Genomic DNA, 13,245 nt, shown 5'->3' with positions numbered 1-13,245 from the left:
AAGAGAAATGAAAAACTGATAATTTGAAAAGATAATAAAGTTTCCAAAGGATATGAAATCACAAGAAATTCGTCAGAAGTTTTTAAGTTTTTTTGAAGAACGCAAACACCTGATAGTACCTTCTGCTCCGATTGTTTTAAAGAACGATCCGACTTTAATGTTTAATAACTCGGGGATGGCTCAGTTTAAAGAGTATTTTTTAGGAAATGCCACACCGAAGAGCAAGCGGATTGCCGACACTCAAAAATGTCTTCGCGTATCAGGAAAACACAACGATTTGGAAGAAGTGGGGATTGATACCTATCACCATACGATGTTTGAAATGCTTGGAAACTGGAGCTTTGGAGATTATTTTAAAAAGGAAGCGATTAACTGGGCATGGGAGTTGCTGACAGAAGTTTATAAAATACCTAAAAATATATTGTATGTAACTGTTTTTGAAGGAAGCAAGGAAGAAAATGTTCCTTTTGATCAGGAAGCCTATGATATCTGGAAAGAGCTAATCGGAGAAGACAGAATTCTTTTAGGCAATAAAAAGGATAATTTTTGGGAAATGGGAGATCAGGGACCGTGCGGACCTTGTTCGGAAATTCACGTAGATATCCGCTCAGAAGAAGAAAAAGCAGAAATACCGGGACGAGATTTGGTAAATGCAGACCATCCCCAAGTAGTGGAGATATGGAATAATGTATTTATGGAATTTAACCGAAAAGCAGATGGTTCGCTTGAAAAACTGCCGGCGCAACACGTGGATACAGGAATGGGATTTGAAAGGCTTTGCATGGTTTTACAAGGCGTTCAATCTAACTACGATACAGACGTTTTTACGCCTTTAATTGCCAAAGTATCCCAATTGACGGGAGCTAAATACACGGTAAAAGCAAACAATGAAGAAGAAGAAAAAGTAAATATAGCAGTGCGGGTTGTTATTGACCACGTTCGGGCGGTAGCGTTTGCTATTGCTGACGGACAACTTCCTTCCAACAACGGTGCGGGCTACGTGATTAGACGTATTTTGCGCAGAGCAATTAGATATGCTTTTACATTTTTGGATAAAAAAGAACCTTTTATTTATGAATTAGTAGAGGTATTAAGTGAGCAAATGGGAGATTTTTTCCCGGAAATTACAGCTCAAAAAGATTTAGTAAAAAATGTTATTAAAGAAGAAGAAGCTTCGTTTTTGAGAACGCTGGAGCAAGGATTGCATTTGCTGGATAACGTGATTGATGAGACGCAAGGTAAAGTCGTTTCAGGAACAAAGGCTTTTGAATTATATGATACTTTTGGATTTCCCATTGATTTGACCGCCTTGATTTTAAGAGAAAGAGGATTGGAATTGGATGAAAAGGGTTTTGAAGATGCAATGGCTGAACAAAAAAACAGGTCGAGAGTGGCTTCAGAAGTATCGACTGATGACTGGACTATTCTTGTCGGAGGTAATGTAGAAACATTTGTAGGTTACGATCAGCTTGAAAATGAGGTTAAAATTACGCGATATAGAAAAATAGACAGTAAAAAAGACGGTAAATTGTTTCAGCTTGTTTTGGATGCAACGCCTTTTTATCCGGAAGGAGGAGGGCAGGTTGGAGACAGAGGACTGTTGATTTCTGCTAATGAAACGGTAGAAATTATTGATACCAAAAAAGAAAATAATTTAATTCTGCATATTGTTAAAAAGCTGCCTTCTAATCTGGAGGCTAAATTAGTCGCAAAGGTAGATACTGATGCCCGCAAACAGTCTATGGCAAATCACTCAGCGACGCACTTACTGCATCAGGCTTTGCGCACAGTATTGGGAACGCATGTAGAACAAAAGGGATCATTAGTCGCTCCAACGCATTTGCGGTTTGATTTTTCACATTTTGCTAAAGTTTCAGATGAAGAATTACAAGCAGTGGAGGATTTTGTAAACGATCGTATTCACGAACAGCTACCATTGGTGGAAAGGAGAAACATTCCTTTTAATCAGGCGATTGAAGAAGGGGCAATGGCTTTGTTTGGAGAAAAATACGGCGATGAGGTGAGAATGATTCGCTTTGGAGAAAGTGCAGAGCTTTGCGGAGGAACACATGTTCCAAATACAGCTGATATCTGGCAGTTTAAGATTGTGAGTGAAGGTGCTGTAGCAGCCGGAATTCGCCGTATTGAGGCGATTACCAACAAAGCAGCAGAAGATTTTTATAAAAATCAAGAAGAAATTTTAAAAGAACTGAAAGCGATTCTAAAAAATCCGCAGGATACGATTAAAACAGTGGTTTCTTTACAAGATGAAAATGCTAAGCTTAAAAAGCAGGTAGAATATTTGCTAAAAGAAAAGGCGAAAAATATAAAAGGAGAGCTGAAAGAAAAGATTGAAGAGATAAACGGTATTTTGTTTTTAGCGGTTGAGGTGGATTTGGATCCGGCAGGCGCTAAAGATTTAGTTTATGAGTTGGGAAATGAATATTCTAATTTATATGTATTATTAGGCAGTGTAAGTAATGATAAACCGATGTTGACCTGTTATGTTTCTAAGGAAGTTGTAGAACAAAAAGGACTCAACGCCGGACAAATAGTCCGAGAGTTGGGAAAATATATTCAGGGCGGCGGAGGAGGTCAGCCTTTTTTTGCAACTGCAGGAGGTAAAAATCCGGCTGGAATTGCAGAAGCAGTCGCTCATGCAAAAGATTATTTAAAATAGATTGTGATTATAAAAAAGGTTCTCGTCTGAGAATCTTTTTTAATTTTAAAGGAAATAAAATTCAAATATGAAATTCAGTACTGTTGTTCCTATATCCAAATTACCCAAGCAGCTGACTTATGAAGATAAGGTTTTGTCTTTAGGTTCGTGTTTTGCTGTTAATATAGGAAAGAAGTTTAAGCAATTTCAATTTCAAAATGTTGTCAATCCGTTTGGCATACTTTTTCATCCCAAAGCAATTGAGCAGATAGTAGAGTACGCTTATTCTGGATATGAGTTTTCTGAGAAGGACGTATTTTGTCATAATGAGATATGGAGTTGTTTTGCTGTTCATTCAGATATGAATGAATTAGAAGAGGAAGATATAATTACTAAACTTAATATTAAGCTATTTGATCTGCAAGCAGCTTTAAAAGAATCTTCGTTACTGATTTTAACTTTTGGAGCAGCTTGGGTGTATGAATACTGTCAAACTGGAGAGATAGTAGCTAATTGTCATAAAGTGCCTCAGTCAGAATTTGTTAAACGCTTGTTGAACTATGATGAGATCGTAGAAAGTTACTTGAGAATTATCTATTTAGTAAAAGAGCTTAATCCTAACATTCAAATTATGTTTACTTTATCTCCGGTACGGCATATTAAAGATGGTATTGTAGAAAATCAACGAAGTAAAGCCTTATTGCATGCGGCAATGCAGGATGTTTTGGAGCAGTTAAAGGGTACAGAACTTTTTTATTTTCCATCGTACGAAATTATGATGGATGAGTTAAGGGATTATCGATTTTATAAAGCAGATATGCTGCATCCCAATGAGATTGCGATTGATTATATCTGGGAAAAGTTTGTGGAAAACTGCATTGCTGAGGATTCCATTTCTGTCATGAAAAAAGTAGATGAAGTTCAGAAAGGTCTAAATCACCGCCCTTTTAATCCTACTGCAACACAGCACTTGAATTTTTTAGATACACTAATAGAAAAAATTGATTTTTTATTGGAGAAATATCCTTTTATGAGTTTCAGATAAAGAAATAAGAAAAAGCTCATCTTGTTACAAAGGTGAGCTTTTTAAGGATATTTTGATTGAATTACATATTAATGATGTTAATGCCATCTTTTATCAGATGAGCGACTTCAGGTCTGTTGGATTGAAGTACTGTCAAGTGATCGAATGCATTTTTATATAGCTCCGTTTTATTATCTCTTTTTGCCAATTCTAAAATTTCAACAGAAAGCAGCCAGTCTGCGGGGTATTCCGTAATTAACAAGTTTAGTACTTTCTCTAAATTAATGTCTTTGTTATCTTCTCGGTATGCTCTGATATCTGCGTATAGATTTTCTAGTTTTAATTTGCGTTCGTCTCGTTTAGCTTTAATGGTTTTTGAAGAAGGAATGTGGTTAATTAAGTCAAAGCTATTGTAATCAGCGGGTCCGGAAAAAGCCGATACGATTTTTGCTCCTACCGCCATATCGTATATTCCCCATTCAGGTCGGAATAATATTTCATTACCGTGTTTTACGGTGCAGTCTTTAAAGCTGATTAATATAATTTTTCCCTGAATATTGCGGGTTCCCGTAATAATAGTTCCCGATACTATAATGTCTCCCTCAAATTCCAGATCTACGTGTTTATCTTCATATATGGAATAGGCTTTTAAGTCTTTTGGACTCATGTCCTCAATAGCAAGATTAATGCCTTTCAATTTGCCGATTACCGTTCCGTATCCATCTGCATGTGTTTTTGTGCTATGCCCTACCAATTCCTTTTCTCTATAGGCTAAAGCAGTTTTTCCGGTAGTTTGAATATATACTGGCTTTCCTTCGCTTTCAATTACATTCGTAAAAACACCAGAAATCTGCAATCCTGTATTTAACTCAATTGTTCCTAAAGCATTGGAGTGAATTAGTTTTTTAACGCCTTCTAATTTTCCGGTTCGCAAAGCCATTTTATTAGCAAAATTTTCTAAAACCTCGTTGAGATAGGCAAAATCAGGCGTTACAAATAATTGGGGCTGCGGTTTTGTGATGTCAAATTCTTGTAGAGCCGCATCTATAGTATAAGGCAGTTTTTTAACGTTATCTGTCATACACCATGTACTTTCTCCAATCGAAGAAAGCAAACCTGCACCATATATTTTTGGATTTTCAACTGTACCTATCAATCCGTACTCAACGGTCCACCAATGTAGATTTCTGATTAAAGCCATTTCTGAGGGCTCGCCCGTATTTTGCTGAAGATAATCAACCTGATCTTGTGCTTTTTGAATTTCTTCGGGATCTACACCTTCTGCTTCTTTTAGTATTGATAACAGGCGAATGGCTTCATATATTTCGTAATCTCTGGCAGAAGAAATAGCTTTACAGCCAATTTCGCCAAAGCGTCTGAGGTATTCTGCATATTCAGGATTGGCTATAATGGGGGCATGTCCCGCTCCTTCGTGAATTATATCTGGAGCCGGAGTATATTCTATATTTTCTAATTGTCGAATATCTGACGCAATAACTAATACTTTATAAGCTTGAAATTCCATAAAAGCGTTGGGAGGAATAAATCCGTCAACAGCAACAGCAGCCCATCCTATTTCTTTAAGAATTCGGTTCATCCCATACATACTTGGAATGTTCTCTATAGATATTCCTGTTTTTTTAAGTCCGTCTAGATAAGAATTATGAGCAACTTTGGAAAGATAATCTACATTTTTCCGCATAACATATCTCCAAACTGCTTGATTAATAGGAGTGTAATCCTCATAATTTTGCGGTTTGATAAATTGTTTTAAATGCTTGGGCAATTTATCAATTAGTTCATTACTTTCATATTCCTTTAGTTTCATGGTGTTTGTATGTATTTATTTTGAGTAAATATAAGAAAAAATAATGATTTGCTTTTTTTGTTTCAGAAATGTAGATATATTATAGTGCCTGTATATTTGTTTCCTTTTGATAAATATATAAGAGCAACCGGATCTTAGCGTGATATATTTTGTCTTTTATTTTTTTGAATACTGTAAAAATTGATTGTATTGGTTGTTTAATGGAAAGGCTAATTGTTTTTTGTTGATTGATTTATGTTTATAATGAGTTGTTTGTATTTTTTTTAAAGAAAATTTTAACCAAAGTTTTTGTTGATTAAAAAAATGTTTCTATATTGCACAACAATTATTAACTAATTAAAGCAAACGTTTATGAAGAAATTATTTATGTTTTTGGCTGTAGCGGGATTGGCTACATTCGGAGTTTCTTGTAGCAGTAGTGATGATAGTGGCAATGGTGGCAATGGCGGCGACGAAAAGACACTATCCTTGTCTGCAGACAGGAAAGAAATTAAAGAAGGAGAATCAGTTACTTTTACTGTAAAGGTAGGTGATAAAGTAGAATCAGGAGCAGAATTTTATATTGGTTCTGATAAAATATCTAACCCTCATAAATTTGATGCAGCGGGAGAATACAAAGTTGTAGCAAAGAAAGAAGGGTTTAAAGATAGTAATGCTGTAACTGTTAAAGTAACTAAAGAAGGCGTTGATCCAGAACCAGAAGCTAAACTTGTTTTAGAATTGGATAATGAAGGAACTATCACAGAGGGGGATGAAGTATCTTTTACTGTAATGAATGAAAAGAATCTTCCGGTTACAGATGCTGTGATTTATGTAAATGACAAAGCTATAACAGGTACTTCATTTAAGACAGAAGCACCGGGAACCTATACAGCAATTGCTAAAAAAGGTGATGTAGAAAGTAATAAGGTGTCATTTGAAGTTATTGAGTTTATTCCACCTTCGGGAGACGGAACTCTGACATATGATGGAGTTGATTACACTGTTACTCAGGAGCTTTTAGGTACGAGAGGAATTACTGAAGATGACGAGATTATATGGTTATCTCAAACTAAAACAGCTGATTATGTAATTCAGACACTTTTTAGTACTCCAGCAGTATTTGATGCGAGTGGAAATTTAATAGGTACAGATCCTGCAGGTAGTAATGTAACAGGTTATTATATTGTAGTATTTGCTGCTACAGGTGGTAGTGCTATTGATTTTACAGAGCAGGATGAAACTACTGGCTTGCCATTGCCTTCATCTAATTTGAAAATGAGCTATGCACTTAATGGTCTGAATGGAGAATATTATGATGGAGAAGTTAAATATTCAGCAACTTTTAAATCTGGAAAAACCATTAAAAACGATTATACAGGTGATATCATACCTGCTCAATGGCAAAGCATTAAATCTGTTAACAAAAATGATTTAAATGTTATTAGTAAAAGTCAAATTGGAATTTTAGGAAAAAGTTTGCAAAAAATCTAATTATTTATAAGAATTATTTTTACAAAACCTACTCTTCTTTAAGAAGAGTAGGTTTGTTTTTTAGTTGTATATATTGGTTAAATTATATAGTTGCTTGTCTGATAATCTTAATGATATTATCAGATTTACCCATAGAGTAGTAGTGTACGATAGGGATGCTTGCAGCGATAAGTTCTTTTGACTGCTGAGCACACCATTCAATTCCTATCTCACGGATGGCAGTGTTGTCTTTTGCTTTGAGTACCTCAGCGACCAAATCATCTGGTAAGTCAACTTTAAAGCGTTGAGGTAACAGATTGAGTTGGCTTAGGGTAGCTAATGGTTTTAACCCTGGAATGATTGGTACATCAATACCTATGGCTCTGCATTTGTCCACAAACTCAAAGAACTTACTGTTGTCAAAAAACATTTGAGTAACAATGTATTCTGCTCCGTTATCGATCTTTTGTTTTAGATATTTTAGATCGGTATCAAAGTTAGGTGCTTCCATGTGTTTCTCTGGGTAGCCCGCTACCCCAATACAGAAGTCAGTTTTACTGGTGTTCTCTAATTCAGGGTTTAAGTAGATACCTTGGTTAAGCTCTGCAATCTGAGTGACTAATTCAGAGGCATACTTATTTCCTTTAGGTTCTGGTTTGAAGTAAGTTTCGTTCTTCACAGCATCACCTCTAAGGGCTACAACATTATCAATACCTAAGAAATCAAGGTCTATGAGGAAGTTTTCGGTGTCTTCTTTGGTGAATCCTCCACATAAGATGTGCGGTATGGCGTCCAACTTGAATCTATTTTGGATAGCCGAACAAATGCCGACAGTTCCTGGTCTTTTTCTAACTGTTCTTTTTTCCCACAGTCCGTTGCCTGCTTCTTTGTACTCATATTCTTCTCGATGATACGTTACGTCTATGAAAGGAGGATCAAACTCCATTAGCGGTTCGATAGAGTCAAATATTCCTTGAATATTTTGCCCTTTTAAGGGAGGTAATATCTCAAAAGAGAATTGTGTTTTACCGTTTGCTTTTTGGATATGTTCTGTTACTTTCATGATTCGTTCGTCGTTAATTTATTATTTTGTGCTAAGTTGGGAGATAACCAACGTTCAGCTTCTTCTATTGATATATTTCTTCTATTGGCATAATCTTCTAATTGATCTTGTTCTATCTTACCTAACCCAAAGTATCTACTCTGTGGGTGGGCGAAGTAGTAACCAGATACTGCAGCAGCAGGGAACATCGCATAACTTTCTGTTAGACTAACACCTATTCGTTCTTCGACTTGTAGGAGTTTCCATATTGTACCTTTTTCTAAATGATCAGGACAAGCAGGATATCCTGGTGCAGGTCTGATACCTTGATATGCTTCTTTTATCAGTTCTTCATTACTAAGGCGTTCTGCAGAAGCATATCCCCAAATCTCTTTGCGGACACGGCGGTGTAGATATTCTGCAAAGGCTTCTACTAAACGATCTGCTAAGGCCTTCACCATAATAGCGTTATAGTCATCAAGGTCATCTTCGTATTCTTTTGCTATTTCATCTACTCCAAAACCTGTTGAGACAGCGAATAAACCAATATAGTCTTCTAATCCACTTTCTTTTGGAGCAACGAAGTCTGCTAAGGCAATATTCGGAGCCTTGATATTCTTTAATGATTGTTGACGCAGTGTTAATAACTTATCTAATGTTTCTCCTTGTTCATTGTAGACTTCGATATCATCATCATTAACTTGATTTGCAGGGAAAATGCCTAAGACACCTCGTGCTTCGAACCAACGTTCATTAATAATCTTGTCTAACATAATCAAGGCATCATCATATACTTGAGTAGCTGTCTGTCCGACTACCTCATCGGTTAATATCTGAGGGAACTTACCATACAACTGCCAAGAACGGAAGAACGGTGCCCAATCTATAAATGGCAATAATTCGTCTAATTCTACTGTTAAGGTTTTCGTACCGATAAAGTTGGGTTTGACAATGTCTTTAGCATCCCATTCTATCTTGACTTTGTTTGCTCTTGCTTGTTCTATTGTGATATAGCTTTTGTCTCTTGCTCTACCTAAGTAATCGCGTCTTAGCTGATCATATTCTTCTTTGATGTTATCTTTAAATGTTGCTTCAACTTCTTTTTGTAATAACTGATTAGCAATGGTCACTGAACGTGAGGCATCGTGTACATGTACAACACAATTCTTGTACTCTGGTGCTATCTTCACGGCTGTATGAACACGTGAAGTTGTTGCCCCACCAATCATGATTGGAATATTGCTATTGACCTTGTCTAATTCTTTAGCTAAGTGTACCATCTCGTCTAAAGAAGGTGTGATTAATCCACTTAGTCCGATGATATCCACTTGTTCTTTAATAGCTGTCTCAATGATCTTCTCAGGTGGAACCATTACCCCAAGGTCTATAATCTCATAGTTATTACAAGCTAATACCACAGCTACGATATTCTTACCGATGTCGTGTACATCCCCTCTCACAGTGGCCATAAGTATCTTACCAGCATTACCTACAGAGGCTTCTGCATTCTGTTTTTTACTTTCTTCAATAAACGGAAGTAGATAGGCTACAGCTTTCTTCATCACACGTGCAGACTTTACTACTTGTGGTAAGAACATCTTACCTGCTCCGAATAGGTCTCCGACTACATTCATTCCATTCATTAGGTATTGTTCAATGACTTGGATAGGTTGAGGCACGCTTAGGCGAGCTTCTTCTGTATCTTCTATGACGTAAGTTTCTATTCCTTTTACTAATGCATGTGTTAGTCGGTCTTGGATACTACCTGAACGCCATTCCTCTACTTTGATTTCGGTTGATTGAATAGCACTTTCATTTTTAATACTTTCGGCAAAGTCAAGTAGGCGTTCAGTCGCATCATCACGTCTATTTAGCAACACGTCTTCTACGTGTTTCATTAGATCCTTGTCTACCTCATCGTACACTTCTAACATCTCAGGATTCACTATACCCATATTCATACCGTGCTGTATCGCATGATATAAGAAGGCTGCATGCATCGCTTCACGTACTTTATTATTCCCTCTAAACGAGAAAGAAACATTACTTACACCACCACTTACATTGGCGTAAGGAAGGTTCTCTCTAATCCATTTGGTGGCATTAAAGAAGTCCAAAGCATTGTTGTTGTGCTCTTCCATTCCTGTCGCAACAGGAAATATATTAGGGTCAAAGATGATGTCCTGAGGTGCGAAGTTCACTTGGTTGACTAATATATCATAAGAACGTTGGCATATCTCTATACGTCTTTCTAAAGAATCTGCTTGTCCTTTTTCGTCGAATGCCATTACTACAGTGGCAGCTCCATAGCGTTTAATTAATTTAGCGTGTTCGGTAAATAACTCTTCTCCCTCTTTTAGGCTGATAGAGTTCACAATCGCTTTACCTTGTACTACGCGTAGTCCTGCTTCGATAATTTCCCATTTAGAACTATCAATCATAATAGGAACTTTCGCAATATCTGGTTCAGAGGCTATAAGATTAAGGAAGTTAGTCATACAGTGTACACCGTCTAACAGTCCTTCATCCATATTAATGTCTATAACCTGAGCACCACCCTCTACTTGTTCTCTTGCAACAGCTAAGGCTTCGTCAAATTTCTCTTCTTTAATCAGACGTAGGAACTTACGAGAACCTGTAACATTGGTACGCTCTCCTATGTTGATAAAGTTAGCCTCGGCAGTTACATATAGTGGTTCTAATCCAGATAATGCAAGCACAGGCTTTAGGTTGTATTGCTTTGGCTGTCTATCTTTACTGTGTTCTGCTACTGCCTGAGCAATTAACTTAATATGCTCTGGTGTAGTACCACAACAACCTCCAATAATCTGTACCAAGTTTTGACTCAAGAAGCTATCGATTAGTTCTTTCATCTCTGTTGGTGTTTGGTCATATTCTCCAAAGGCATTTGGTAAACCAGCATTCGGGTGAGCAGAAATATTCACTGCTGCGTGTTGACTCAGTTGTTTTACATACGGTTCTAATTGTTCTGCTCCTAAAGCACAGTTAAACCCTATACTCAATAAAGGGATATGGGCTATAGAAATCAGAAAAGCCTCAACAGTCTGTCCTGACAAGGTACGCCCCGAAGCATCAGTTATCGTACCTGAAATCATAATTGGAATATCGATACCTCGTTCTGCTTGTATCTCGTCTATAGCGAATAAAGCTGCTTTAGCATTAAGGGTGTCGAATATAGTCTCGACTAATAGTAAGTCACATCCACCGTCTAATAATGCTTCTGCTTGCTGTTTATACGCTATACGCAATTCTTCAAAAGTAATGGCACGATATCCTGGATTATTTACATCAGGAGATAGACTCGCTGTCTTATTCGTTGGTCCAATAGCTCCTGCTACATAACGAGGTTTATTAGGGTCTAAAGCTTCTACTTCGTCTGCTACTTCTCGCGCTATCTTAGCCGATTGGTAGTTTAGTTCGTATACTATATCTTCAAGGTGATAATCTGCCATAGCAATGGTAGTACCCGAGAAGGTATTCGTAGATAAAATATCAGCTCCTGCCAAAAGATATTGTCTGTGTACTTCTTTTACAACGTCAGGTTGAGTTATAGACAACAAGTCATTATTTCCTTTTAAAGGATGAGCAAAATCAGCAAAGCGCTCTCCTCTAAAGTTTTCTTCTGAGAATCGGTAAGCCTGAAGCATTGTACCCATTGCTCCATCGAGTACTAATGTTCTTTGTTTTAATAGGCTTCTGATATCAGTATGTATAAGTGTTGTTGACATAATTTTCTCTTTTAATCAATGTTTTTGAAGTGTCTTGAACTTGTTTTACTGTGCAGTAGTTAAAGCTTGTTCTAAGTCACGGATAATATCTTTTGTATTCTCTAAACCGACAGATAGACGTATCAGGTTGTCTGTAATACCTGTGGCTACTTTTTCTTCTGCAGGAACCTTACTATGTGTGGTAGAAGCAGGGTGGGTAACGATAGTTCTACTATCTCCAAGATTAGCAGTGCGACTACATAACTGTAAAGCATCTAAGAATGTTCTACCAGTATCTAGTCCTCCTTTAATCCCAAAGGCAATGATGTTACCCCCTTGTTTCATTTGTTTTTTAGCAATTTCGTATTGTGGATGACTTGGCAAGAAAGGGTATTTGATAAACTCTACTGCAGGGTGTTGTTCTAAATACTCTGCTATAGTCAAGGCATTCTCACAATGTCTGTCTACTCGTATAGCTAATGTCTCTAAGCTCTTAGATAATACCCAAGCATTAAATGGAGAGATACTAGCACCTATGGTACGGGCAAACAGATATATCTTATGGATGTATTTTTTATATCCTACAGTTACTCCTCCACAGGCTCTACCTTGTCCATCAATTAACTTCGTAGCAGAGTGCACTACGATATGAGCTCCTAAGGTAATAGGGTTCTGTAGGTAGGGTGTAGCGAAGGTATTGTCAACGATAAAAATAAGGTTGTGTTTCTTTGCTATTTCTCCTAAGTAGGCTAAGTCTAATACGTCCACTCCTGGGTTAGTAGGACTTTCTGCAAATAGTATCTTAGTGTTAGGTTTGATTAAACGCTCTACATCATATACTTGATTAAGGTCAAAGTAACTCGTCTCAACTCCCCACTCTGGAAAGGTATTACTGAATAACCCTCTCGTAGAACCAAAAATATTAGAACAAGAAACAATGTGATCACCTGTTTTTAATAATGGGAACAAGCTACAGTACACAGCCGCCATACCTGTAGCAAAGGCAAAACCTGCTTCTGCTTTTTCGAATATACGTATCTTCTCAACCAGCTCTGTTTGGTTAGGGTTAGTAAAGCGAGAGTAAGAGTATCGTTGTATTTCTTCTGCAAATACAGCACGCATATTCTCTGCATCGTCAAAGACAAAGCTAGAGGTTAGGTATAGTGGTGTAGAGTGCTCATTGTATTGGGAGCGCTCTGTCTGTGTTCTTATGGCTTGTGTCTCAAAACAACAGCCTTCTTCATTGTTAGTTGTATTCATCTTTATTTAGTTTACGGTTAACGGTTCACAGTGGACAGTTAACGGTGTTAGTCTTTAGTTTTTGGGTAATAGTTATATATCAAATACAAATCAAAAGTAGTCGCTTGTATAAAGTCTTTTTACATAATTGACTATTATGATCTAATATGATTATTATAGTATTAAATGGTAGCATAAAGTGGGACACTATAACGGTTCACAGTTTTCAGTTACCTGTTTTAAGATTTAATAGACTTGATGAACCTTGGGTGA

At 37.0% G+C, this 13,245-nt stretch carries 7 protein-coding genes; 3 read left to right on the top strand and 4 right to left on the bottom strand.

The window, feature by feature from the left end; all coding sequences use genetic code 11:
• The first annotated feature begins 52 nt into the window (after positions 1–52).
• Positions 53–2,680 (top strand): alanine--tRNA ligase, encoded by a 2,628-nt coding sequence (alaS, locus tag C8P70_RS04325; RefSeq protein ID WP_133712114.1) that lies wholly within the window; start codon positions 53–55, stop codon positions 2,678–2,680.
• A gap of 67 nt (positions 2,681–2,747) precedes the next feature.
• Complete coding sequence (locus C8P70_RS04320) at positions 2,748–3,704, top strand: GSCFA domain-containing protein (protein ID WP_133712113.1); 957 nt, start codon at positions 2,748–2,750, stop codon at positions 3,702–3,704.
• 61 nt (positions 3,705–3,765) lie between these two features.
• Here C8P70_RS04320 and C8P70_RS04315 read toward each other — a convergent pair whose 3' ends face one another.
• Entirely contained in the window at positions 3,766–5,511 is a 1,746-nt protein-coding gene (locus C8P70_RS04315) for an aromatic amino acid hydroxylase (protein WP_133712112.1), read from the bottom strand.
• A 351-nt stretch (positions 5,512–5,862) separates the two neighbouring features.
• Between C8P70_RS04315 and C8P70_RS04310 the strand changes: the two genes are divergently transcribed.
• Positions 5,863–6,984 carry a hypothetical protein gene (locus C8P70_RS04310; RefSeq protein WP_133712111.1) on the top strand — a complete coding sequence of 374 codons (1,122 nt, stop codon included), beginning with the start codon at positions 5,863–5,865 and terminating at the stop codon, positions 6,982–6,984.
• Positions 6,985–7,066: 82 nt separating this feature from the next.
• On the opposite strand, the gene metF is transcribed toward C8P70_RS04310, so the two are convergent.
• From metF to C8P70_RS04295, 3 genes are read right to left on the bottom strand one after another with little or no spacing between them, the layout of a single operon-like run.
• Positions 7,067–8,026: a methylenetetrahydrofolate reductase [NAD(P)H] gene (gene metF, locus C8P70_RS04305; protein ID WP_133712110.1), complete on the bottom strand. Its 960-nt coding sequence runs from the start codon at positions 8,024–8,026 to the stop codon at positions 7,067–7,069.
• Positions 8,023–11,754, bottom strand: a complete 3,732-nt coding sequence (metH, locus tag C8P70_RS04300; protein WP_133712109.1) for a methionine synthase — start codon at positions 11,752–11,754, stop codon at positions 8,023–8,025. Before metH ends, metF begins: the two co-directional genes overlap by 4 nt.
• A 45-nt stretch (positions 11,755–11,799) precedes the next feature.
• The gene (locus tag C8P70_RS04295) at positions 11,800–12,993 is read right to left on the bottom strand and encodes a trans-sulfuration enzyme family protein (RefSeq protein WP_133712108.1); all 1,194 of its coding nucleotides are present in this window, start codon (positions 12,991–12,993) and stop codon (positions 11,800–11,802) included.
• Between the last annotated feature and the right edge of the window lie 252 nt (positions 12,994–13,245).

The organism is Myroides indicus (assembly GCF_004364575.1).
Lineage (GTDB): Bacteria > Bacteroidota > Bacteroidia > Flavobacteriales > Flavobacteriaceae > Flavobacterium > Flavobacterium indicum_A.
The sequence above is the reverse complement of the archived record's forward strand: the minus strand, read 5'-3'. Positions and strand labels throughout refer to the sequence as shown.